The organism is Pseudomonas sp. MAFF 730105 (genome assembly GCF_055380705.1).
Genome location: NZ_AP018438.1, coordinates 6,045,674 through 6,068,540, shown reverse-complemented (window position 1 = coordinate 6,068,540; position 22,867 = coordinate 6,045,674). Strand labels below are relative to the sequence as shown.

The window sequence follows — 22,867 nt, the reverse complement described above, 5'->3', positions numbered from 1 at the left end:
ACGTAAGTCTAGGTTCCTGCAAAGGGGGACGACCTACAGAAAAAGTCCTGCACGAGCCCTGGAAAAATCTTCATTGAATGTTCTTGGAAAAAAATCCGACGAAGTGCACATTGAAGCGCTGCCGAACGATGTCTGACCACTGTGCCAGGGGATCGATTCAAGGAATGTAGAGAGCATCATGTCCGATCACGATATTTTGAGTGACGCCGAGCGCGAAGCGTTGAGTGCCGTCATGCTGGAGCCTGACCTGCCGCCGCAGCGAGTCTTGATCGTCGATGACGACAAGGACGCTCGCGAGCTTCTGTCGGAAATCCTGGCGCTGGATGGCATCCATTGCATGACCGCCGCCAGCGGCGAAACCGCACTCAGGATGCTGGAAACCAAGCCGTCGATCGGCCTGCTGATCACCGATCTGCGTATGGGCAATGTCGATGGCCTGGAACTGGTGCGCCTGATCCGCGAGTCGGAGCGGGCCGCGCTGCCGATCATCATTGTGTCCGGCGATGCCGACGTGAAGGACGCCATCGAGGCGATGCACCTGAGCGTGGTGGATTTTCTGCTCAAGCCCATAGATACGGAGAAGTTGCTGGAGTTGGTCAAGCGGGAGCTGGGGATGGATCTCTAGCCTGTGGCGATCGTTCCCACGCTCCGCGTGGGAATGCAGCCGGGGACGCTCCGCGTCCCGAAGAGCCGAACGCGGAGCGTCCGTTGCGGCATCCCCACGCAGAGCGTGGGGATGATCAGCAAAGGCGGTTATGCAAACAAAAAAGGCCCTGATCGCAAGATCAGGGCCTTTCTCATTTATCGCTACCGCTCAATCACAGACCATTGGCCGCCTTGAACTCGCGGCGACGACGGTGCAGCACCGGCTCGGTGTAGCCGTTAGGTTGCCGGGTGCCTTCGATCACCAGCTCGACCGCTGCCTGGAAAGCGATGTTGCTGTCGAAGTCCGGTGCCAACGGACGGTACAGCGGATCGCTGGCGTTCTGGCGGTCCACCACTGGCGCCATGCGCTTGAGGCTTTCCATCACCTGGTCCTGCGTGACGATGCCATGGCGCAGCCAGTTGGCGATGTGCTGGCTGGAAATGCGCAGCGTCGCCCGGTCCTCCATCAGGCCGATATCGTTGATGTCCGGCACCTTGGAGCAGCCGACGCCCTGGTCGATCCAGCGCACCACGTAGCCGAGGATGCCCTGGGCATTGTTGTCCAACTCGTTTTTGATCTGCTCCGGCGTCCAGCTCGGGTTGACCGCCAGCGGGATGGTCAGGATATCGTCTACCGAAGCGCGGGTTCGCTTGGCCAGTTCGGCCTGACGGGCGAACACGTCGACCTTGTGGTAATGCAGCGCATGCAACGCGGCGGCGGTCGGTGATGGAACCCAAGCGGTGTTGGCACCGGCCATCGGATGGGCGATTTTCTGTTCGAGCATCGCCGCCATCAGGTCCGGCATGGCCCACATGCCCTTGCCGATCTGCGCACGACCTTGCAGGCCGGTGCTCAGGCCGATGTCGACGTTCCAGTTTTCGTAGGCGCCGATCCACTTCTCGGCTTTCATGTCGGCCTTGCGCACCATCGGGCCGGCTTCCATCGAGGTGTGGATTTCGTCGCCGGTGCGATCCAGGAAACCGGTGTTGATGAACACCACGCGCTCGCTGGCAGCCTTGATGCAGGCCTTGAGGTTGACCGTGGTGCGGCGCTCCTCATCCATGATCCCGACCTTGAGGGTGTTGCGCGGCAGGTTCAGCACGTCTTCGATGCGACCGAACAGCTCGTTGGTAAACGCGGCCTCTTCCGGACCATGCATCTTCGGCTTGACGATGTACACCGAGCCGGTGCGGCTGTTGCGGCGCGACGTATTGCCGTTGAGGCTGTGGATCGCCGCCAGGCTTGTCACCAGGCCGTCGAGAATGCCTTCCGGCACTTCGTTGCCATCTTTGTCGAGGATCGCGTCGATGGTCATCAGGTGACCGACATTGCGCACGAACAACAGCGAGCGACCGTGCAGCGTCAGGCTCGAACCGTCGACGGCGGTGTACGCGCGGTCCGGGTTCATGGTGCGGGTAAATGTCTGACCGCCCTTGGCGACCTGTTCCGACAGATCGCCTTTCATCAGGCCGAGCCAGTTACGGTAGATCACTACCTTGTCATCGGCATCGACGGCGGCGACCGAATCTTCGCAGTCCATGATGGTGGTCAGCGCGGCTTCCATCAGGATGTCTTTGACGCCGGCGGCGTCGGTCTGGCCGACCGGGGTGCTGGCATCGACCTGGATTTCGAAGTGCAGGCCGTTGTGCTTGAGCAGTACCGCGGTGGGAGCCGAGGCGTCGCCCTGGAAACCGATCAGTTGGGCATCGTCACGCAGGCCACTGTTGCTGCCACCCTTGAGGGCGACCACCAGTTTGCCGTCGACGATCTTGTAGGCGGTGGAGTCGACGTGGGAGCCGGCCGCCAGGGGGGCTGCTTCGTCGAGAAAGGCACGGGCGAAAGCGATGACCTTGTCGCCGCGAACCTTGTTGTAGCCTTTGCCTTTTTCCGCGCCATCGGCTTCGCTGATGGCGTCGGTTCCGTACAGCGCGTCGTACAACGAACCCCAGCGGGCGTTCGAAGCGTTGAGGGCGAAACGGGCATTCATCACCGGCACCACCAGCTGCGGGCCGGCCATGCGGGCGATTTCGTCATCGACGTTTTGGGTCGTAGCCTGGAAATCCGCCACTTCTGGCAGCAGGTATCCAATGTCTTGCAGGAAGGCTTTGTAAGCCACGGCATCAAAGGCCTGGCCGGCCTTCGACTGGTGCCAGGCATCGATCCGAGCCTGGAAATCATCGCGTTTGGCGAGTAGGGCTTTGTTCTTCGGTGCCAGGTCGTGGATGACCTTGTCGGCACCGGCCCAGAACTGGTCGGCGGTCAGACCGGTACCGGGGATGGCTTCGTTGTTCACGAAGTCGAACAGGACTCTGGCGACCCGAAGGCCACCGACTTGAACGTGTTCAGTCATTGCTTGCCTCTCACTCTGCTCAGCTATTTCGCTTTTCAGCTCTTCGATTTTGACAATGAAGCCTCGGGACATTTAAACCACAAACCCCGGAACCAGTACATGCCATCGCTGGCGGCTGGGTGGGACCTATCATGGGCGTTAAGCCTTGCTGATGGGGCTTTCAGGGATGCGACTGCGCCTTGGCAGACATCGGTCCAACATTATGTAGTGCTCGCTGCGGAATACTACATGAACAGTTGCGGTTGTGAAAATTAGACTAATTGCGTCGTTCCGCGACCGACTAAAGCAGTACGGTCACGACGAGACGTCTGATGTTCTCAAAAAACCGATGAATTGTTCCATATAAATCTTATGACTTGTACACGATTGTAAGTGGACCTCAGAATGATAAATGCGGCCGCCGAGTGTAGGAGCCTGCGATCTTTGCTTTTGATCTTTCGCTCCCGAATCAATTGGTATGGGAAAGATCGCAGCCTTGTTGCACTCGACAGCTCCTACACAGCTCATGCTGCCTATACTCTTTCTTCCCATAACAAGAGGGCTGCGCCATGGACCATCTCGTCATCACCGTTTTCGCCCCGGACAAACCCGGGCAGGTCGAGCGCATCGCCCAATGCATTGCCGAGCACGGCGGTAACTGGCTGGAAAGCCGCATGTCGCATCTGGCGGGGCAATTTGCCGGGATACTGCGTCTCAGTGCTCCGGCCGAATCCCATGAGGAACTGATCGAAGCCTTGCATGGGTTGGCGAGCCATGGCATTCGCGTGCTCATCGCGCAGAGCACGATCGAAGAGTCCTGCAGTTGGAAACCCATTGCCATGGAGCTGGTGGGTAACGACCGTCCCGGCATCGTGCGGGACATCACCCGGTTATTGAGTGAGCAGGGGGTCAATGTCGAGCGTCTGGTGACCCATGTCGGGCCGGCACCGATGAGCAGCGAACTGCTGTTTCACGCCGAAGCGATCCTGGGCGTGCCGCTGACGCTGTCGTTGGACACCTTGCAGGAACGCTTGGAGACCTTGGCCGACGAATTGATGGTGGAACTCAAACTGAGCGATGAGGCGTGAGGCCGGTTATCCAAGGAAAAGCTGCACCTGCCTGTGGATAACCTGTAGAGACCCGGCGCCAGCCCAGGCCCGGCGGGCCTTTGCCGGCGATGATCAAAAAATCGCCAGTTTTCAAAGGCTTGTGCACAAACGGCGGGGATGACGCTGTGGATAACCTTGGGGTGGATCAACGCAGGCCATGTCAAGCGTGGCCTGCAGAGGGATGTACGATTTTTGATCAGTTGCGTCGGCGCATACTGATCACAGCGTCGATGCTGTACACCGCAAGTCCGGCCCAGATAAACAGAAACGCCACCAAGGTGCTGGACGACAGATGCTCGCCAAACAGCAGCACTGCCAGCAGCAGCACCAGTGTCGGTGCGATGTACTGGAGAAAGCCCAGCGTGGTGTAGGGCAGATGGCGGGCGGCGGCGTTGAAGCACACCAGCGGAACCAGTGTCACCGGGCCGGCCGCCACCAGCCACCAGGCTTCGGAGGTAGTCCAGAACGCTGCCTGGGCACTGGTGGCGGTCGGGTTGAACAGCAACCAGGCTATGGCGATCGGTACCAGCATCCAGGTTTCCACCACCAGCCCTGGCAAGGCTTTGACCGGGGCTTGCTTGCGAATCAGACCATAGAAGCCGAAGGTCAACGCCAACGCCAGGGACACCCACGGCAAACTGCCGACCTGCCAGACCTGCTGCGCCACGCCAACCGCTGCCAACCCCACCGCCAGCCATTGCATGCGCCGCAGCCGTTCGCCGAGGATCAGCATCCCCAGCAGCACATTCACCAGCGGGTTGATGTAGTAACCCAGGCTGGCTTCGAGCATGCGACCATTGTTCACCGCCCAGACGTAGATCAGCCAGTTGGCCGCGATCAATGTGCCACTTAAGGCCAGGATCGCGAAGCGACGCGGGTTGTCCCGCAGCTCGCGCCACCAGCCTGGGTGTTTCCAGACCATCAGCAGCGCCGCGCCGAACAGCGCCGACCACAGCGCCCTGTGGATGATGATCTCCACGGCCGGCACGCTGGCTATCGCTTTGAAATAGATGGGGAACAATCCCCAGATGACGTAGGCACTCAGGCCCAGGATGTACCCGCGACGCGGGTTGGCGGCTTGCATGCAGAATCCTTGCTTAGGCAGCTAACAAAGGAGTGATTGTAAGTAGATTTGTCAGGTTTTGGGCGAACCTTTGAGCAACAACGCAAATACCTCCTGTGGGAGCGAGCCTGCTCGCGATCGCGGTGTATCAGCTTACGAATATGTTGTCTGACACACCGCGATCGCGAGCGGGCTCGCTCCCACAGGGGATTGTGGTGATGGTTGAAGTGCGCTCTTCAGAACAACTTCAACGGCTCTTCATTGAGCGCCGCCAGTTGCTCGCGCAATGCCAGCACCTGGTCGCCCCAATAGCGCTCGCTGCCGAACCACGGGAAGCTGCGGGGGAATGCCGGGTCGTCCCAGCGACGGGCCAGCCAGGCGCTGTAGTGCATCAGGCGCAGGGCGCGCAAAGGTTCGATCAACGCCAGTTCCCGTGGGTCGAAGTCATGGAACTCCTGATAGCCGTCCATCAATTCCGATAACTGGCCCAGGCATGCCTGACGATCGCCGGCCAGCATCATCCACAGATCCTGTACCGCCGGGCCCATGCGACAGTCGTCCAGATCGACAATGTGGAAAACCTCGTCGCGACACATCATGTTGCCCGGGTGGCAGTCACCGTGCATGCGGATGTTCTGATGGGGCGTGGCGGCGTAGGTTTCTTCGACACGCTTGAGCAGATCCCTTGCCACCGACTCGTAGGCCGGAAGCAGGCTGCGGGGCACGAAACCGCTTTCCAATACGGTCGCCAGTGAGTCATGGCCGAAGTTCTTCACGCCCAGGGCCTCGCGGTGTTCGAACGGGCGGCTGGCGCCTACCGCATGCAGACGTCCGAGCAATTGGCCAAGGCGATAGAGTTGGTCGAGATTGCCCGGCTCCGGCGCACGGCCGCCGCGGCGAGGGAACAGGGTGAAACGAAACCCGGCGTGTTCGTGCAGGCTGGCGCCGTTGTGAACCAGCGGCGCCACTACCGGCACTTCGCAATCGGCCAGCTCGAAGGTGAAGCGGTGTTCTTCCAGGATCGCCTCGTTGGTCCAGCGCTGGGGGCGATAGAACTTGGCGATCAGCGGCTCGGCGTCTTCGATGCCGACTTGGTAGACGCGGTTCTCGTAGCTGTTGAGAGCCAGCACACGGGCGTCGCTGAGGAAGCCGATACTTTCTACGGCATCGAGCACCAGGTCGGGTGTGAGAGTTTCGAACGGATGGGACATGCTGACTCCTGCGCAGCGGCAGGGCTGCCGCGTCCGGCCCAGCATGGTAGCGCAGACGGAGGCAGATAGGTGGTGGCTGTGCTGAAGCCATCGCCAGCAGGCTCGCTCCCACATCGGATCTTCAAGGTTGCTGATCCTTGTGGGAGCGAGCCTGCTCGCGATGGGGCCCTATCAGGCGCCGATGATTCCGCCGTCCTCGCGAGTAATCACCATCACCGACGAGCGCGGCTTGCCGTTGGGCAGGTGCTCGGGGAAGGTCGAACCGCCGTTTTCGCCAGGGTGCTGGATCCCGACGAACAAGGCCTTCTGGTCCGGCGCGAAGCTGATGCCGGTCACTTCGCAGCCCACCGGCCCGACCATGAACCGACGGATTTCGCCGCTGTTCGGATCGGCGCAGAGCATCTGGTTGTTGCCCATGCCGGCGAAGTCGCCGGTGTTGCTGACGTCACCGTCGGTGAGGATCCACAGCCGACCCGCCTTGTCGAAACCCAGGCCATCGGGGCTATTGAACATGTTCTGCGGGTTGATGCTGGACGAACCGGCTTTCGGTGTACCGGCATGTACGGTCGGGTTTCCGGCCACTACGAACAGGTCCCAGCTGAAGGTCATGGACGCGTGGTCGTCGCGGTCGGTGCGCCAGCGCAGGATCTGCCCATAGACGTTCTTGGCCCGAGGGTTGGGTCCGCCCACCGGTTGGCCGTCTTCGCCGCGCTTGGCGTTGTTGGTCAGGGTGCAATAGACCTGGCCGTCGTTCGGGCTGACTACGATCCACTCCGGGCGGTCCATTCGTGTGGCGCCCACGGCACTGGCGGCAAGGCGCGCGTGGATCAGCACTTCGGCCTGGTCGGCGAAGCCGCTGCTGGCGTCGAGGCCGTTCTTGCCATGGGTCAGTTCGATCCACTGGCCCTTGCCTTTCGGGTGGTCCGGATTGCTGTCGCCGGCGTCGAAGCGCGCCACATACAAGGTGCCATGGTCCAACAGGTTGCGGTTGGCCTTGGGGTTCTTGTGATTGATGCGCTCGCGGCTGACGAATTTGTAGATGAATTCACCACGCTCGTCGTCGCCCATGTAGACCACGGCGCGACCATCCCCGGTTTGTGCCAGGGCGGCGTTTTCGTGTTTGAAGCGGCCCAGGGCGGTGCGTTTCACGGGGGTGGACGCTGGATCGAATGGGTCGATTTCCACTACCCAACCATGGCGATTGAGCTCGTTGGGATTCTTCGCCAGATCGAAGCGTGGATCGTACAAGTGCCAGTTGATCTCGCGGCTGGTGACGGTGGCGCCGTAGCGCTTTTGCGCTTCATCGAACTGCAAATCGGACTTGCTGCTGCCAAAGCAGTCGGTGAAGTTTTCTTCGCAGGTCAGGTAGGTGCCCCACGGCGTCATGCCATTGGCGCAGTTCTGGAAAGTACCGAGGACTTTCTTACCGCTCTTGTCGCTGCCGGTTTTCAGCAGTTCATGTCCGGCGGCCGGCCCGCTCAGTTCGATCGGGGTGTTGCCATGGATCCTGCGGTTGTAGCGCGATGCCTCGACGAACTGCCACTGGCCGCCCTGGCGCTTCACTTCGATCACCGATACGCCTTCGCTGGCCTGGGCCTTGTGCACGTCTTCGGCCGACTGCGGCTGGCCGCCATGGGCGAAGAGGTAGCGGTAGTTGGTGTATTCGTTGTTGATTGCCATCAGCGCTCGGTTCTCGTCGCCCGGGAACGGGAACAGGCTCATGCCGTCGTTGTTGTCGCCAAATTGCATTTCCTGGTCACGCGCGGTGCCATTGCCACTCGGGTCGAATGCGGGGGCGTTCTTCTGCAACGGCTGACCCCAACTGATCAACACCGAGGACTTGTAGCCGGGTGGCAGGGTGAGGGTGTCGGTCGTGGCGGCAGCGATGCTGTCGAAGCCCAGCAACTTGCTGTTGCCTTCGCTGACGGCGGCGGCAAGGGCGCTGCGGCTCAACAGGTTGCCACCCAGGAACATGGCCGCGCCACACAAGGCGCCGGCGCCGATAAAGCTACGGCGGCTCAGGCCGACGATCTTTTCCAGGTCGGTGGATTGGTTTTCTTCTAATAGGCTCATCTCAGGCTCCCTGCTGGTTTGGCAGTCACCTTAAAGCGGGTCGATGAAGCTTTTGTTTCAGTACCTTTATAACGGTGTCCCGAGCAACACATTCGTTGCCGAAAACACCACTTGCACCGGTGAGCCGGTGTCCAGGTTGCGCGCTTGCAGTTGTAGCGGATCGGCCAGGGCGCACAAGGTCTGGCCGTTGGGCAAGCTGATACGCACCTCGCTGGGACCGTCGGTGGCCAGGGCGATATGTTCGATGACGCCTTGTAGGGCATTTAAGCCTGATTTCTCCAGGGGCCCGTTGGGGAACAATTCCAGCCAGCCGGCCTTGATCAGCGCAACCACCTCGGTGCCGATAGCCAGCTCCAGGCGCACCGTACTGTCGTGGGTGATCTGTGCCTCGATGACCAGGCCACGGGCCAGTTCCAGGCGCACCCGGTCGTTATGGCCCTGGGCGTCGATGCCAAGGACTTTGCCGTGCAACTGATTGCGAGCGCTGGTGCGCAGCATCAGGCGACTCAGCAGGCCGAGGTCCCCGGCGTCTTCGCTCGCCTCCAGCAACTGCGCCTGCAAGGCTTGCAGGCGCAGGTACAGGCGCAGCACCCGTTGCCCTTCTTCCGACAGCCTGGCACCGCCACCGCCCTTGCCACCGACGCTGCGTTCCACCAGCGGCTGGTCCGCCAGGTTGTTCAACTCATCGATGGCATCCCATGCCGCCTTGTAGCTCAGGCCCGCGCTCTTGGCGGCACGGGTGATGGAGCCTTGCTCGGCAATATGTTGCAACAGGGCGATGCGTTGCGGACGCCGGACAATGTGTTGGGTCAGAAGCGTAGGTAAGGACATGGCGGAAACTGCGCGCGAGGGTGAATGAATGGACGTTGGCGCCTCGGCCGCCGCGCGTCAAGCCGGCTCACCGGGTTTGGGCGTGCGCGCCAGGCAATACACATCGACCCGGGCCGCACCGCCATCGAGCAGCAATTGGGCCAGCGTCTGGGCGGTTGCGCCGGTGGTGAGCACATCGTCTACCAGGGCCAGGTGGCGGTTGCGCAACGGGGCATCGGGCGCGAGGGCAAAGGCCTGGCGCAGATTCCGGCGCCGGTCCCTGGCATCGAGTGCCTGTTGCGCCGGGGTGTCGTGGATGCGCAGCAGCAGATGTTCTTCGCAGGGAATCTGTAACTCAGCACCGAGCCAGCGCGCCAGCAGGGTCGCCTGGTTGAACCCGCGCTGGCGCAAGCGTCGACCCGCCAGCGGTACCGGCACCAGCGCGTCGGGCCGCTCCAGGCCTTCGTCGAAATGATGTTGCAGCGACTGCGCCAACAGTTCGCCTATGAGGCGTCCGAGAGGCCATTTTGCCTGGTGCTTGAAACTGGTGATCAGACTGTCCACAGGGAAATCATAAGCCCAGGGCGCCAGGACGCGCTCGAAAGCTGGTGGTTGCGTGGCGCATTGCCCGCAACGGAGCCCGGCCATGGGCAGCGGCAGGGCGCAAATGACGCATTGATCGCCGAGCCAGGGTAATTCGCTTTCGCAGGGTGTGCAGATTGGCTGCTGCGTATCGGTAGCGTCGCCACACAGGAGGCAGGATTGCTTGTTTTTTAACCAGATGTAAACCGGTCCTTCGTATGGTGGTTGACAGCGCATGACTCTTCCTTAAATATGCCGAACATCCGTGTCGCGCCTGTGGGTATTGCGTGTCCCCAGTCGCCAGCCAAGCATAATCAAGGAAATACCCATGAGCGCCAGCATCACTGCCAACCTGCGTCATGACTGGTCTTTGGCCGAAGTCAAAGCACTCTTTGTCCAGCCGTTCAATGACCTGTTGTTCCAGGCGCAGACCGTGCATCGTGCGCATTTCGACGCCAACCGCGTTCAGGTTTCCACGCTGCTCTCGATCAAGACCGGCGCCTGCCCGGAAGATTGCAAATATTGTCCGCAATCCGGCCACTACAACACCGGGCTGGACAAGGAAAAGCTGCTGGAAGTGCAGAAGGTCCTCGAAGAGGCCGCGCGTGCCAAGGCCATCGGTTCGACCCGTTTCTGCATGGGCGCGGCGTGGAAGCATCCGTCGGCCAAGGACATGCCCTACGTGTTGGAAATGGTCAAAGGCGTGAAGGCCATGGGCCTGGAAACCTGCATGACCCTGGGGCGTCTCGACCAGGAGCAGACCGAGGCACTGGCCCAGGCCGGCCTGGATTACTACAACCACAACCTCGATACCTCGCCGGAATTCTACGGCAGCATCATCACCACCCGTACCTACAGCGAGCGCCTGCAAACCCTGGCCTACGTGCGTGATTCGGGGATGAAGATCTGCTCCGGCGGCATCCTCGGCATGGGCGAGTCCCTCGATGACCGCGCCAACCTGCTGATCCAGTTGGCGAACCTGCCAGAACATCCGGAGTCGGTGCCGATCAACATGCTGGTCAAGGTCGCCGGCACGCCGTTGGAAAATGCCGAGGATGTCGACCCGTTCGATTTCATCCGCATGCTCGCCGTGGCGCGGATCCTGATGCCCAAATCCCATGTTCGCCTGTCCGCCGGTCGCGAAGCGATGAACGAACAGATGCAGGCCCTGGCCTTCCTGGCCGGCGCCAACTCGATTTTCTACGGCGACAAGCTGCTGACCACCGCCAACCCGCAGGCCGACAAGGACATGCAACTGTTCACTCGCCTGGGCATCCAGCCCGAAGTCCGCGAAGAACATGCCGACGAAGTGCACCAGGCCGCGATTGAACAGGCGCTGGTGGAGCAGAAGAGCAGCGAGCAGTTCTATAACGCGGCTGTGTGATCAACCCCGATTTTTCTGTTTGGAATGGGGGACCTGTGGGAGCGAGCCTGCTCGCGATAGCAATAGAGCATTCAACATTTACGTCGAATGACACACCGCCATCGCGAGCAGGCTCGCTCCCACAGGGGAACCCTTCAATCTTTGAATAGTGGTCACCCCGAGGCCAGCATGCCCTTCGATCTCGCCGCACGCCTGGCTGCCCGTCGTGCCGAAAACCTCTATCGCCAACGTCCGCTGCTCGAAAGCCCCCAGGGCCCGGAGGTGGTGGTGGATGGGCAACCGTTGCTGGCGTTCTGCAATAACGACTACCTGGGCCTGGCCAATCACCCGCAGGTGATCGAAGCCTGGCGTGCCGGGGCGACCCGTTGGGGGGTGGGTGGCGGTGCTTCCCATCTGGTGATCGGCCATAGCGGTCCCCATCACGCCCTGGAGGAGGCCCTTGCCGATCTCACCGGTCGTCCGCGGGCGCTGCTGTTCACCACCGGCTACATGGCCAACCTCGGCGCCGTGACCGCACTGGTCGGGCAGGGCGATACGGTGCTGGAGGACCGGCTCAATCACGCGTCGTTGCTCGACGCCGGGATACTGTCCGGCGCGCGTTTCAGCCGTTATCTGCACAACGACGCCCGGAGCCTGGCCAGCCGTCTGGAGAAAGCCACCGGCAATACGCTGGTGGTCACCGACGGGGTCTTCAGCATGGACGGCGACATTGCCGATCTGCCGGCCCTGGCCCGTGAAGCCAAGGCCAGGGGCGCCTGGCTGATGGTCGACGATGCTCACGGTTTCGGTCCGTTGGGCGCGAGCGGAGGCGGTATCGTCGAGCACTTCGGCCTCAGCCAGGACGACGTGCCGGTGCTGGTCGGCACCCTGGGCAAGGCCTTCGGCACCGCTGGCGCTTTTGTGGCAGGCAGTGAAGAGCTGATCGAGAGCCTGATCCAGTTTGCCCGCCCCTATATCTACACCACCAGCCAACCGCCGGCCCTGGCCTGCGCCACGCTCAAAAGTCTTGAGTTGTTGCGCAGCGAGCATTGGCGGCGCGAGCATTTGCAAGTGTTGATCCGTCAGTTTCGCCATGGCGCGGAGCAGATTGGCCTGCAACTGATGGACAGCTTCACGCCGATCCAGCCGATTCTGATCGGCGATGCCGGGCGAGCGATGCGCCTGTCGCAAATGCTGCGCGAACGGGGTCTGATGGTCACCGCGATACGGCCACCCACCGTACCGGCCGGCAGCGCCCGTTTGCGTGTGACCCTGACGGCCGCCCACAGCGAGGCCCAGGTGCAACTATTGTTGAATGCACTGGCCGAGTGTTTTGCTCTGCTGGGGCCGGAGGCAAGCCATGCGTGATCGATTGATATTGCTGCCTGGTTGGGGGTTGGGCGTTTCCCCGCTGGAACCGCTGGCCGCTGCGTTGCACGGGCTCGACGAACATCTGCGGGTGGAAATCGAGCCATTGCCGGCCCTGGTAACGAGTAATCCCGAGGAATGGCTCGACGAGTTGGACGCCAGCGTGCCCCAGGATGCCTGGTTGGGCGGCTGGTCCCTGGGCGGCATGCTGGCCTCCGAGTTGGCCGCGCGCCGGGGCGAGCATTGCTGCGGGCTGTTGACCCTGGCGAGCAATGCTTCGTTTGTGGCTCATGAGCAATGGCCGAGCGCGATGGCCAGTGACACCTTCGACGGTTTCCTCGACGGGTGTGCCGCCGATCCACGCCTGACCCTCAAGCGTTTCAGTTTGTTATGCGCCCAGGGCTGCAGCGACCCCCGTGGGTTGGCGAGGCTGCTGCTGGCCGGCGCACCGAACACCGCGCCGGAGGTGTCGATGGCCGGTCTGCAAGTGCTGGCGCAGCTGGATACCCGTGCCGCTTTGCAACGCTTCCGTGGCCCGCAATTGCATCTGTTTGCCGGGCTCGACGCCCTGGTGCCGGCCGAAGCCGCGAGTGAATTGCTGGCATTGTTGCCGGACGTCGAGATCGGCCTGATCGAACAGGCCGGTCATGGATTTCTTCTGGAAGACCCGCACGGTGTCGCGGGGGCGATCCAGGCCTTTTTTCATGAGGCCGGTGATGACTGACCTATCCCTTCCCAAATTGCCCGGGGCCTTGCCTGACAAGCGCCAGGTGGCAGCCTCTTTCTCCCGGGCGGCGGCCAGCTACGACAGCGTGGCGGAATTGCAGCGCGACGTGGGTCAACAGTTGCTGGAGCAGTTACCTGCCTCGCTCGTGCCGGGACGCTGGATGGACGTGGGGTGCGGCACCGGTCACTTCACCCGTGCGCTGGGCGCGCGCTTCGGCGTGGCCAGCGGCGTTGCGCTGGATATCGCCGAAGGCATGCTCAACCATGCCCGTCCCCAGGGTGGGGCTGCGCATTTCGTGGCCGGGGACGCGGAGCGCCTGCCCCTGCAAGCGTCGAGCTGCGACCTGGTGTTCTCCAGCCTTGCGGTGCAGTGGTGTGCGGACTTTGCCTCGGTGTTGAGTGAGGCGCATCGTGTACTGAAGCCGGGCGGGGTCTTTGCCTTCACCAGCCTCTGTGCCGGTACGTTGTATGAGTTGCGCGAAAGCTGGCGTCAGGTGGATGGCCTGGTGCACGTCAACCGTTTTCGGGGATTCGAAACGTATCAACAGTTATGCATGGACAGTGGGTTGAACGTCGCCAGCCTCGAGAACCGTCCTCATGTGTTGCATTACCCGGACGTACGCAGCCTGACCCATGAATTGAAATCCCTCGGTGCCCATAATCTGAATCCCGGCCGCCCGGGAGGGTTGACCGGCAGAGCGAGGATCCTGGGGATGATTGAAGCCTACGAGCAATTTCGTCGGGTAGAAGGGTTGCCCGCGACCTATCAGGTGGTCTACGCCGTGCTGGAGAAACCTCTATGAGCCAGGCTTACTTCATCACCGGCACCGACACCGACGTGGGCAAGACCACTGTTGCGGCCGGCCTGCTGCACGCAGCACGACAGGCCGGCATGAGCACCGCCGCCGGAAAGCCCGTGGCCTCCGGTTGCGAAGTCATGCCCAAGGGCCTGCGCAATGCCGACGCCCTGGCCCTGCTCGCGGAATGCTCGGTGCCGCTGACGTATGCCCAAGTCAACCCGGTGGCGTTCGAGCCGGCCATTGCGCCGCATCTGGCGGCCCGGGAAGCCGGCGTGGCGTTGACGGTGCAGTCGTTGTTGGGGCCGATGCGTGACGTGCTGGCCCTGCAAGCCGATTTCACCTTGATTGAGGGCGCGGGCGGTTGGCGCGTTCCGTTGGCTGATCAGGACAATCTCTCGGACCTGGCAATGGCCCTGGGGCTGCCGGTAATTCTGGTAGTGGGGGTACGGTTGGGCTGTATCAGTCACGCGTTGCTCACCGCCGAAGCCATCGCCCGGGATGGCCTGCAATTGGCTGGTTGGGTGGCGAATATCGTCGACCCCAAGACGTCGCGCCTGGAGGAAAATCTGGCCACGCTCGCCGAACGCCTTCCGGCACCGTGCCTGGGCCGGGTGCCACGAATCAAGGGCGTAACGGCGGAAGCCGTGGCCGGGTACCTGCATCTGGACCTGCTGGATTAGGGTTTGCCTATAACAAGGCACTGTGCCATTAGTGTTTTTGTCGGGCCTTTTCCCAGTGCTTCTGATTCAATGGCCTTGTCGACCCTTCAAGATACGAGCCTTGCCATGGAAATCTCAGGAAGTACCGCATTCTATGCTGGTCTGAGTACTATTCAGACAGGGCAGAACCGTGTCGATCAGGCTTCATCTCAAATCGCCAACAACACCATCGAGCGGGCGGTTACCAGTCAGTCGTCCGAAGTCCAGGTCGATCGCCTGCGGTCGGTGGATCGCAGCCAGCAGTCGGACCTGGCCAGCAACATGGTTGAAATGGCCCAGGGCAAGTTCCAGGTGCAAGCGGGCGTGAGCGTGGCTAAAGCGTCCGACGAAATGCTGGGTACGTTGATCGATACCTTCGCCTGATCTTGAGTTCCCCGATTTGCGAAAGCGCCGCGATTATTCGCGGCGTTTTCGTCTCTAACTCCCTCACGCTCAACTAATCTTTTCCTTCACTCGCTGTGGGTGTAAACCGCACGGGATGGACGTACCTGAGTTTTTTTGAGGGGGCGATGACGAACGGCAAAAGATCGGCGCTTGACAAGATTTAGGCGTAAACGTATGTTTCAAACAACTGTTTGACCGCCATAACAAATCCACGCGGTCGTTCATCCCCGGTTACATCAGCAGAGGTTATCGCTATGCCTGACTACAAGGCCCCCTTGCGTGATATTCGCTTCGTTCGTGATGAACTGCTTGGCTATGAAGCGCATTATCAGAGCCTTCCGGCTTGCCAGGACGCAACTCCGGACATGGTTGACGCCATTCTCGAAGAAGGCGCCAAGTTTTGTGAGCAGGTGCTGGCTCCGCTGAACCGTGTGGGTGACACCGAAGGCTGCACCTGGAGCGAGTCCGGCGTGAAAACCCCGACCGGTTTCAAGGAAGCCTACAAGCAATTCGTTGAAGGCGGCTGGCCAAGCCTGGCCCATGACGTCGAGCATGGTGGTCAGGGCCTGCCGGAGTCGCTGGGCCTGGCCGTCAGCGAAATGGTCGGCGAAGCCAACTGGTCGTGGGGCATGTACCCGGGCCTGTCCCACGGCGCGATGAACACGATTTCCGAGCACGGTACGCCCGAGCAGCAAGAGGCTTACCTGACCAAGCTGGTGTCCGGTGAATGGACTGGCACCATGTGCCTGACCGAACCCCACTGTGGCACCGACCTGGGCATGCTGCGCACCAAGGCCGAGCCACAGGCCGATGGCTCCTACAAGGTAACCGGTACCAAGATCTTCATTTCGGCCGGCGAACACGACATGGCCGACAACATCGTCCACATCGTTCTGGCGCGTCTGCCGGACGCTCCGGCCGGTACCAAGGGCATTTCGCTGTTCATCGTGCCCAAGTTCCTGCCTAACGCCGACGGCACCATCGGCCAGCGCAACGCGGTGAGCTGTGGTTCGATCGAACACAAGATGGGCATCCACGGCAACGCTACCTGCGTGATGAACTTCGACGCGGCCACCGGTTTCCTGATCGGCCCGGCGAACAAAGGCCTGAACTGCATGTTCACCTTCATGAACACCGCACGCCTGGGCACCGCTTTGCAAGGCCTGGCCCACGCTGAAATCGGCTTTCAGGGCGGCTTGAAATACGCCCGTGACCGCTTGCAAATGCGCTCCCTGACGGGCCCGAAAGCGCCGGACAAGCCCGCTGACCCGATCATCGTGCACCCTGACGTGCGTCGCATGCTGCTGACCATGAAAGCCTTCGCCGAAGGTAACCGGGCGATGGTCTACTTCACCGCCAAGCAGGTCGACATCGTCAAGTACGGCGTCGATGAGGAAGAGAAGAAAAAGGCCGATGCGCTATTGGCGTTCATGACGCCGATCGCCAAGGCGTTCATGACCGAAGTCGGCTTCGAATCGGCCAACCACGGCGTGCAGATCTACGGCGGCCACGGCTTCATCGCCGAGTGGGGCATGGAGCAGAACGTTCGCGACAGTCGCATTTCGATGCTGTACGAAGGCACCACCGGCATCCAGGCCCTCGACCTGCTGGGCCGTAAAGTGCTGATGACCCAGGGCGAAGCGCTCAAGGGCTTCACCAAGATCGTCCACAAGTTCTGCCAGGGCAACGAAGGCAACGAAGCGGTCAAGGAGTTCGTCGGACCGTTGGCCGCGCTGAACAAGGAGTGGGGCGAGCTGACCATGAAGGTTGGCATGGCGGCCATGAAGGACCGCGAAGAAGTCGGCGCGGCCTCGGTGGACTACCTGATGTACTCCGGTTACGCCTGCCTGGCCTACTTCTGGGCCGACATGGCGCGTCTGGCGGCGGAAAAACTGGCTGCCGGCACCACCGAAGAGGCTTTCTACACCGCCAAGCTGCAGACGGCGCGCTTCTACTTCCAGCGCATCCTGCCGCGTACCCGTACCCACGTGGCTGCCATGTTGTCGGGCGCCAATAACTTGATGGACATGAAAGAAGAAGACTTCGCACTGGGTTACTAAGCCTCAGGCGGTATCTTCTGAAAGCCGCTGCCTCCTTCGGGACGCAGCGGCTTTTTCATGCCCGCAGGAAAAAACTGTGGGAGCGAGCCTGCTCGCGATGCGGTGTGTCAGTCGACAAAAAATTATCTGATACACCGCTTCGCGAGCAGGTTCGCTCCTACAGGGGTATACGCTGATCCTGAAACAATATTCATCCAATTGGCCTTTAAGAAAACATCCCTTCCTGCCGTTACAGCGATGGCAGTGTGACATCTGTCACATCTCCCGTGCCTTACTGCCCCGATTGCAGGCACAATGCCATCTTTGATCAGCCGGGTTGGAGCTTTACCCTTGCCGCGTTCTTCCGCTGTACGTTTCAGTCATTTCCTACCTTCGCTGTTGCTGTTGCTGGCGGGGCTTGCGGCTGCCTACGTCAAGGATCTCAACGTTTTCTTCACCTCGTTGTTCAACGTTCTTCCTACGCTGGTGTTGCTGCTGGGCGGTGCGTACTGCGCGGTTTACCGACGTCAACGTGAGCTGTTTCTGATGGTCACGGTGTACATCGGCTACTTTCTGTTGGACACCCAGACCGATTTCTACCGGGACAACGGCAAGGTGCGAGAAGACGCGGCCGTGGTATTCCACCTGGTCTGTCTGTTGTTGCCGCTGTTGTTTGGCCTGTTCGCGGCATGGCAGGAGCGCACCCACCTGTTCCAGGACATGGTGGCGCGGTTTGCGGTGCTGCTGGCCTTTGGCAGTGTGGCATTGGCCTTGGAACAGAGCTTTCCTCAAGCCTTGCTGCTGTGGCTTTCGGAGATCCGCTGGCCGGCGTTGCATGGTGCGTGGATGAGCCTGATCCAGTTGTCCTATCCGGTGTTCATCGGCGTATTCCTGTTGCTGTCATGGCAATACTGGCGCAATCCCCGGCCCTTGCATGCCGCGCAACTGGTGGGCGTGCTGGGGCTGTTCTGGATGTTGCCGAAAACCTTCATCCTGCCATTCACCCTGAACATCATGTGCAGCCAGGTGATGCTGATGATCGCTGCGGCGGTTGCCCATGAGGCCTATCAAATGGCGTTTCGTGATGAGCTGACCGGCTTGCCGGGACGGCGGGCACTGAACGAGCGCATGCAACGGCTGGGTCGCAACTATGTGCTTGCCATGAGCGATGTGGATCACTTCAAGAAATTCAACGACACCCATGGCCACGACGTGGGCGACCAGGTGCTGCGCCTGGTGGCCAGTAAACTGTCGAAAATCGGCGGCGGCGGTCGGGCTTATCGCTACGGTGGCGAGGAGTTTGCGCTGGTGTTTGCAGGCAAGACCATCGACGAGTGCATGCCTCACCTTGAGGTCATCCGCCAGTCCATCGAGACGTACAGCATTCAACTGCGCAATACGGACAGCCGACCCCAGGATGACCAACAAGGCCGCCAGCGGCGTTCCGGGGCGGGTGCGTCCAGCGTGTCGGTAACGGTCAGCATCGGCGTCGCGGAACGTGTCGAGCAGCGCACCCCTGAAGAAGTCCTCAAGTCCGCCGACCAGGCCCTCTATAACGCCAAGGGCGCCGGACGCAACTGTGTGGTTGCCTTCGGTCAGAACCGCCGTGGCGCGGTACGCATGGAAGCCGCCGCGGGTTGAGTGATGACGGCGCATTCAGCGCCTGGACTGTGATTGTGGGCCTTGGTGGCCGGCAGTAGGTTTGAACGATCTGCTACCGGAGAAAACCACCATGCCCGAGTACAAAGCTCCCCTGCGTGACATGCGCTTCCTGATCGACCACGTTTTCGATTTTCATGGCCGCTATGCCGAACTGGGGGCCAGCGATGCCAGCCCGGACATGGTCAACGCGATCCTCGAGGAAGGTGCGCGCTTCTGTGAAAACGTACTGGCGCCGCTCAATCGTTCCGGCGACGAAGAGGGCTGTCATTTCGACAACGGTGTGGTGACCACGCCTACCGGTTTCAAAGAAGCTTTCGCACAGTATGTGGAGGGCGGCTGGCACGGCTTGGCCGCCGATCCGAGCTATGGTGGCCAGGGTCTGCCCGGTTCCCTGGGCCTGGTCATCAGCGAAATGATCGCGTCCAGCAACACGTCCTGGGGCATGTATCCGGGCCTGACCCACGGCGCCATGTCGGCCATTCACGCCCATGGCACCGAAGAGCAGAAACAGACCTACCTGAGCAAACTCACCGCCGGTCAATGGACCGGCACCATGTGCCTGACCGAAGCCCACTGCGGCACGGACCTGGGCATTATCAAGACCCGCGCCGTGCCCCAGGCCGACGGCAGCTACAAGGTCTCCGGCAGCAAGATCTTCATTTCTGCCGGTGAACACGACATGAGTGAAAACATCGTTCACCTGGTGCTGGCCAAACTGCCGGATGCCCCCGCCGGCACCAAGGGCATCTCGCTGTTCATCGTGCCCAAGTTCCTGCCTGACGCCACGGGCGAGGCGGGGGAACGTAATGGCGTGACCTGCGGCTCGATCGAACACAAGATGGGCATCAAGGCTTCTGCCACCTGCGTGTTGAATTTCGACGATGCCAAGGGATTCCTGATTGGCGAGCCCAACAAGGGCCTGAACTGCATGTTCACCATGATGAATCATGCGCGGCTCGGCACCGGCATGCAGGGCTTGTGCCTGGGAGAAACGAGCTTCCAGGGCGCGATCAGATACGCCAACGACCGCTTGCAGATGCGCTCGCTCACCGGCCCCAAGGCACCGGAAAAAGTCGCGGATCCGATCATTGTCCATCCCGATGTGCGCAGGATGCTACTGACCATGAAAGCCTTCAATGAAGGCAATCGGGCACTGACGTATTTCACCGCGCAACTGCTGGACACGGCGCACCTGGGCGCCGATGAAAACGCACGTCAGCAGGCTGAGGATCTGCTGGCGTTCCTAACTCCGATCTGCAAGGCCTTCATGACCGAAACCGGACTGGAAGTGACGAACCATGGCATGCAGGTGTTTGGCGGCCACGGTTTCATCCGCGAATGGGGGATGGAGCAGTTGGTGCGGGACTGCCGCATCGCGCCGATCTATGAAGGCACCAACGGAATCCAGGCCCTGGACCTGTTGGGACGCAAGGTGTTGGGCAGCCAGGGCAAGTTGCTGCGCGGGTTCACCAAGATCGTTCACACATTCTGCGCCGCGAATACCGGACACCCGCAGCTAAAGGATTTCATCGCGCAACTCGACGGGCTCAACCGGCAGTGGGGCGAACTGACGACCGGGGTCGGCATGGCCGCCATGAAGAATCCGGACGAAGTGGGCGCTGCCTCCGTGGATTACCTGATGTACAGCGGCTATATCATCCTGGCCTACCTGTGGTTGCGCATGGCGCTGGTGGCCCAGGCGCAACTCGACGGTGGTAGCGGTGACGCAGATTTCTGCCGGGGCAAACTGGCGACCTGCGAGTTCTACTTCAAGCGCCTGTTGCCGCGCACGGCTGCCCATCGGGCCGCCATCGAGGCGGGAAGCGACTGTCTGATGAAGCTGCCGGCCGAGCTGTTTGCGCTTTGATTTAGAGGGAATGCCAACAGAGATCGCAGGCTTCGCCAGCTCCTAAAGGGGATACGCATTTTCATGTAGGAGCTGGCGAAGCCTGTGATCTTTTGTTTTGACTAAAAATAACAAAACAGTCATGTGTTGACCCTATGTGTCTCAAAAGTTGTTGAGGTACACTCCGACCATTGCTAAAACCGTTTTCCCACGGACCAACTGTTTAGATCCTGCGAGGTTTGCCATGGCTGACTACAAAGCGCCCCTGCGCGATATGCGCTTCGTCCTCAATGAAGTGTTCGAGGTCGCGAAACTCTGGGCCGAGCTGCCGGCACTGGCCGAGACCGTCGACGCTGAAACCGTCGAAGCGATTCTCGAAGAAGCCGGCAAAGTCACCAGCAAAAGCATTGCGCCCCTCAGCCGTGCCGCTGATGAAGAAGGCTGCCATTGGGCGAACGGTGCCGTCACCACGCCGGCAGGTTTCCCACAGGCCTACCAGACTTACGCTGAGGGCGGCTGGGTTGGTGTCGGCGGCGATCCTGCCTACGGTGGCATGGGCATGCCCAAGGCCGTTTCGGCCCAGGTCGAAGAAATGGTCAACTCCGCAAGCCTGTCCTTCGGTCTGTACCCAATGCTGACCGCCGGGGCTTGCCTGTCGATCAACGCCCACGCCAGCGAAGAGTTGAAAGCGGCGTATCTACCGAACATGTACGCCGGCATCTGGGCGGGCTCCATGTGCCTGACCGAGCCCCATGCCGGGACGGACCTGGGGATCATTCGCACCAAGGCCGAACCCCAGGCCGACGGCTCCTACAAGGTCAGCGGCACCAAGATCTTCATCACCGGCGGCGAGCACGACCTCACCGAGAACATCATTCACCTGGTGCTGGCAAAACTGCCGGATGCGCCGGCTGGCCCGAAAGGCATTTCGTTGTTCCTGGTGCCCAAGTTCATGGTCAATGCCGACGGCAGCCTGGGCGCGCGCAACGCGGCCAACTGCGGGTCGATCGAACACAAGATGGGCATCCAGGCGTCTGCCACCTGTGTGATGAACTTCGACGAAGCCGTGGGTTATCTGGTCGGCGAGCCGAATAAAGGCCTGGCGGCGATGTTCACCATGATGAACTACGAACGCCTGGGTGTTGGTATCCAGGGCCTGGCGTCTGGTGAGCGCTCCTACCAGAACGCTATCGAATACGCCCGTGATCGCTTGCAGAGCCGTTCGCCCACCGGTGCGCAGAACAAGGACAAAGTCGCCGACCCGATCATCGTCCACCCCGATGTGCGCCGGATGTTGCTGACCATGAAAGCCTCGAACGAAGGCGGCCGGGCATTCTCCACCTACGTGGCGATGCAACTGGACACCGCCAAGTTCAGTGAAGACCCAGCCACCCGCAAGCGCGCCGAAGATCTGGTTGCGTTGCTGACGCCGGTGGCGAAAGCGTTCCTGACGGATCTGGGCCTGGAAACCACTGTGCATGGCCAGCAGATTTTCGGCGGCCACGGTTATATTCGCGAGTGGGGCCAGGAGCAGTTGGTGCGTGATGTTCGCATCACCCAGATCTACGAAGGCACCAACGGTATCCAGGCACTGGACTTGGTGGGGCGCAAGATCGTCGGCAGCGGCGGCGCGTTCTACAAGCTGTTCGCCGACGAGATTCGCCACTTCACCGCCACTGCGAGCAGCGATCTGGCCGAGTTCACCCGGCCGTTGAATGATGCCGTCGCTACCCTGGACGAGCTGACCGACTGGCTGCTGGACCGGGCGAAAAGCAACCCGAACGAAATCGGCGCGGCGTCGGTGGAGTATCTGCAAGCGTTCGGTTACACCGCCTACGCCTACATGTGGGCGTTGATGGCCAAGGCGGCATTGGGCAAGGAAAGCCAGGACGACTTCTATGCCAGCAAGCTGGGAACCGCGCGGTTCTATTTCGCCCGCCTGCTGCCACGGATCCACTCCTTGAGCGCTTCGGTGAAGGCGGGCAGTGAGTCGCTGTTCCTGCTGGAAGCGGCGCAGTTCTGAAAACAGGGTAATGTAAGCAAATGCTTACATTACGTGATGTCGATTTCCCTCTATCGGTCGATTGGATCCAAGGCTAATCTACTTCACATGGACGTCGCGCAGGATGCGCAGAGA

Annotated in this window: 18 protein-coding genes; 12 read left to right on the top strand and 6 right to left on the bottom strand. The window is 61.1% G+C overall.

What is annotated here, in order from left to right; all coding sequences use genetic code 11:
- The first annotated feature begins 178 nt into the window (after nucleotides 1-178).
- The gene (locus PCOSP_RS26745) at nucleotides 179-625 is read left to right on the top strand and encodes a response regulator (protein ID WP_139640673.1); all 447 of its coding nucleotides are present in this window, start codon (nucleotides 179-181) and stop codon (nucleotides 623-625) included.
- 193 nt (nucleotides 626-818) lie between these two features.
- Here the strand turns inward: PCOSP_RS26745 and PCOSP_RS26740 are convergent, their stop codons facing one another.
- Nucleotides 819-2,996, bottom strand: a complete 2,178-nt coding sequence (locus PCOSP_RS26740) for a malate synthase G (RefSeq protein WP_139640671.1) — start codon at nucleotides 2,994-2,996, stop codon at nucleotides 819-821.
- Nucleotides 2,997-3,544: 548 nt separating this feature from the next.
- Between PCOSP_RS26740 and PCOSP_RS26735 the strand changes: the two genes are divergently transcribed.
- Nucleotides 3,545-4,063 carry a glycine cleavage system transcriptional repressor gene (locus tag PCOSP_RS26735; protein WP_464709847.1) on the top strand — a complete coding sequence of 173 codons (519 nt, stop codon included), beginning with the start codon at nucleotides 3,545-3,547 and terminating at the stop codon, nucleotides 4,061-4,063.
- Nucleotides 4,064-4,280: 217 nt separating this feature from the next.
- Here the strand turns inward: PCOSP_RS26735 and rarD are convergent, their stop codons facing one another.
- From rarD to PCOSP_RS26710, 5 genes are all read right to left on the bottom strand, one after another.
- Nucleotides 4,281-5,168, bottom strand: a complete 888-nt coding sequence (rarD, locus tag PCOSP_RS26730) for an EamA family transporter RarD (RefSeq protein ID WP_139640667.1) — start codon at nucleotides 5,166-5,168, stop codon at nucleotides 4,281-4,283.
- Between the two features lie 215 nt (nucleotides 5,169-5,383).
- Nucleotides 5,384-6,358, bottom strand: coding sequence for a serine/threonine protein kinase (locus PCOSP_RS26725; protein WP_139640665.1), 975 nt, complete (start codon nucleotides 6,356-6,358; stop codon nucleotides 5,384-5,386).
- A 171-nt stretch (nucleotides 6,359-6,529) separates the two neighbouring features.
- A complete protein-coding gene (locus PCOSP_RS26720) occupies nucleotides 6,530-8,431 on the bottom strand; it encodes a PhoX family protein (protein WP_464709845.1) in 1,902 nt (633 codons plus the stop codon).
- Nucleotides 8,432-8,497: 66 nt separating this feature from the next.
- On the bottom strand, nucleotides 8,498-9,262 hold the full coding sequence (locus tag PCOSP_RS26715) for a TOBE domain-containing protein (protein WP_175384768.1): 765 nt from the start codon (nucleotides 9,260-9,262) through the stop codon (nucleotides 8,498-8,500).
- Nucleotides 9,263-9,319: 57 nt separating this feature from the next.
- Nucleotides 9,320-10,060, bottom strand: coding sequence for a double zinc ribbon domain-containing protein (locus PCOSP_RS26710; RefSeq protein ID WP_464709844.1), 741 nt, complete (start codon nucleotides 10,058-10,060; stop codon nucleotides 9,320-9,322).
- A 91-nt stretch (nucleotides 10,061-10,151) separates the two neighbouring features.
- Here PCOSP_RS26710 and bioB point away from each other — a divergent pair, with 91 nt between their 5' ends.
- The 10 genes from bioB to PCOSP_RS26660 all read left to right on the top strand — a co-directional run bounded on the left by bioB (nucleotide 10,152) and on the right by PCOSP_RS26660 (nucleotide 22,753).
- Nucleotides 10,152-11,207 carry a biotin synthase BioB gene (gene bioB / locus PCOSP_RS26705; protein WP_464709842.1) on the top strand — a complete coding sequence of 352 codons (1,056 nt, stop codon included), beginning with the start codon at nucleotides 10,152-10,154 and terminating at the stop codon, nucleotides 11,205-11,207.
- Between the two features lie 168 nt (nucleotides 11,208-11,375).
- Nucleotides 11,376-12,554 carry an 8-amino-7-oxononanoate synthase gene (gene bioF, locus PCOSP_RS26700; RefSeq protein WP_139640654.1) on the top strand — a complete coding sequence of 393 codons (1,179 nt, stop codon included), beginning with the start codon at nucleotides 11,376-11,378 and terminating at the stop codon, nucleotides 12,552-12,554.
- A complete protein-coding gene (locus PCOSP_RS26695; RefSeq protein ID WP_139640652.1) occupies nucleotides 12,547-13,278 on the top strand; it encodes an alpha/beta fold hydrolase in 732 nt (243 codons plus the stop codon). Before bioF ends, PCOSP_RS26695 begins: the two co-directional genes overlap by 8 nt.
- Nucleotides 13,271-14,083 carry a malonyl-ACP O-methyltransferase BioC gene (bioC, locus tag PCOSP_RS26690; protein WP_464709841.1) on the top strand — a complete coding sequence of 271 codons (813 nt, stop codon included), beginning with the start codon at nucleotides 13,271-13,273 and terminating at the stop codon, nucleotides 14,081-14,083. Before PCOSP_RS26695 ends, bioC begins: the two co-directional genes overlap by 8 nt.
- On the top strand, nucleotides 14,080-14,760 hold the full coding sequence (gene bioD / locus PCOSP_RS26685; protein ID WP_464709839.1) for a dethiobiotin synthase: 681 nt from the start codon (nucleotides 14,080-14,082) through the stop codon (nucleotides 14,758-14,760). The genes bioC and bioD overlap by 4 nt, the downstream gene beginning before the upstream one ends.
- A gap of 105 nt (nucleotides 14,761-14,865) precedes the next feature.
- Complete coding sequence (locus PCOSP_RS26680) at nucleotides 14,866-15,162, top strand: pyrroloquinoline quinone biosynthesis protein PqqE (RefSeq protein ID WP_139640647.1); 297 nt, start codon at nucleotides 14,866-14,868, stop codon at nucleotides 15,160-15,162.
- A gap of 275 nt (nucleotides 15,163-15,437) precedes the next feature.
- The gene (locus PCOSP_RS26675; protein ID WP_175362400.1) at nucleotides 15,438-17,243 is read left to right on the top strand and encodes a phenylacyl-CoA dehydrogenase; all 1,806 of its coding nucleotides are present in this window, start codon (nucleotides 15,438-15,440) and stop codon (nucleotides 17,241-17,243) included.
- Nucleotides 17,244-17,573: 330 nt separating this feature from the next.
- A complete protein-coding gene (locus PCOSP_RS26670; RefSeq protein ID WP_464709838.1) occupies nucleotides 17,574-18,863 on the top strand; it encodes a GGDEF domain-containing protein in 1,290 nt (429 codons plus the stop codon).
- Between the two features lie 91 nt (nucleotides 18,864-18,954).
- On the top strand, nucleotides 18,955-20,751 hold the full coding sequence (locus PCOSP_RS26665) for an acyl-CoA dehydrogenase C-terminal domain-containing protein (RefSeq protein ID WP_139640640.1): 1,797 nt from the start codon (nucleotides 18,955-18,957) through the stop codon (nucleotides 20,749-20,751).
- Nucleotides 20,752-20,974: 223 nt separating this feature from the next.
- Nucleotides 20,975-22,753, top strand: a complete 1,779-nt coding sequence (locus PCOSP_RS26660) for an acyl-CoA dehydrogenase C-terminal domain-containing protein (protein WP_175362401.1) — start codon at nucleotides 20,975-20,977, stop codon at nucleotides 22,751-22,753.
- Nucleotides 22,754-22,867: the final 114 nt, after the last annotated feature.

What these genes read in the sequence shown, in the direction of transcription:
- PCOSP_RS26745 (WP_139640673.1), top strand. Translation starts at nt 179, where the DNA reads ATGTCCGATCACGATATTTTGAGTGACGCCGAGCGCGAAGCGTTGAGT.
- PCOSP_RS26720 (WP_464709845.1), bottom strand. Translation starts at nt 8,431, where the DNA reads ATGAGCCTATTAGAAGAAAACCAATCCACCGACCTGGAAAAGATCGTC.
- PCOSP_RS26680 (WP_139640647.1), top strand. Translation starts at nt 14,866, where the DNA reads ATGGAAATCTCAGGAAGTACCGCATTCTATGCTGGTCTGAGTACTATT.
- PCOSP_RS26740 (WP_139640671.1), bottom strand. Translation starts at nt 2,996, where the DNA reads ATGACTGAACACGTTCAAGTCGGTGGCCTTCGGGTCGCCAGAGTCCTG.
- bioB (WP_464709842.1), top strand. Translation starts at nt 10,152, where the DNA reads ATGAGCGCCAGCATCACTGCCAACCTGCGTCATGACTGGTCTTTGGCC.
- PCOSP_RS26660 (WP_175362401.1), top strand. Translation starts at nt 20,975, where the DNA reads ATGGCTGACTACAAAGCGCCCCTGCGCGATATGCGCTTCGTCCTCAAT.
- PCOSP_RS26665 (WP_139640640.1), top strand. Translation starts at nt 18,955, where the DNA reads ATGCCCGAGTACAAAGCTCCCCTGCGTGACATGCGCTTCCTGATCGAC.
- PCOSP_RS26735 (WP_464709847.1), top strand. Translation starts at nt 3,545, where the DNA reads ATGGACCATCTCGTCATCACCGTTTTCGCCCCGGACAAACCCGGGCAG.
- rarD (WP_139640667.1), bottom strand. Translation starts at nt 5,168, where the DNA reads ATGCAAGCCGCCAACCCGCGTCGCGGGTACATCCTGGGCCTGAGTGCC.
- PCOSP_RS26710 (WP_464709844.1), bottom strand. Translation starts at nt 10,060, where the DNA reads ATGCGCTGTCAACCACCATACGAAGGACCGGTTTACATCTGGTTAAAA.
- bioF (WP_139640654.1), top strand. Translation starts at nt 11,376, where the DNA reads ATGCCCTTCGATCTCGCCGCACGCCTGGCTGCCCGTCGTGCCGAAAAC.
- PCOSP_RS26725 (WP_139640665.1), bottom strand. Translation starts at nt 6,358, where the DNA reads ATGTCCCATCCGTTCGAAACTCTCACACCCGACCTGGTGCTCGATGCC.
- PCOSP_RS26675 (WP_175362400.1), top strand. Translation starts at nt 15,438, where the DNA reads ATGCCTGACTACAAGGCCCCCTTGCGTGATATTCGCTTCGTTCGTGAT.
- PCOSP_RS26695 (WP_139640652.1), top strand. Translation starts at nt 12,547, where the DNA reads ATGCGTGATCGATTGATATTGCTGCCTGGTTGGGGGTTGGGCGTTTCC.
- PCOSP_RS26715 (WP_175384768.1), bottom strand. Translation starts at nt 9,262, where the DNA reads ATGTCCTTACCTACGCTTCTGACCCAACACATTGTCCGGCGTCCGCAA.
- bioD (WP_464709839.1), top strand. Translation starts at nt 14,080, where the DNA reads ATGAGCCAGGCTTACTTCATCACCGGCACCGACACCGACGTGGGCAAG.
- bioC (WP_464709841.1), top strand. Translation starts at nt 13,271, where the DNA reads ATGACTGACCTATCCCTTCCCAAATTGCCCGGGGCCTTGCCTGACAAG.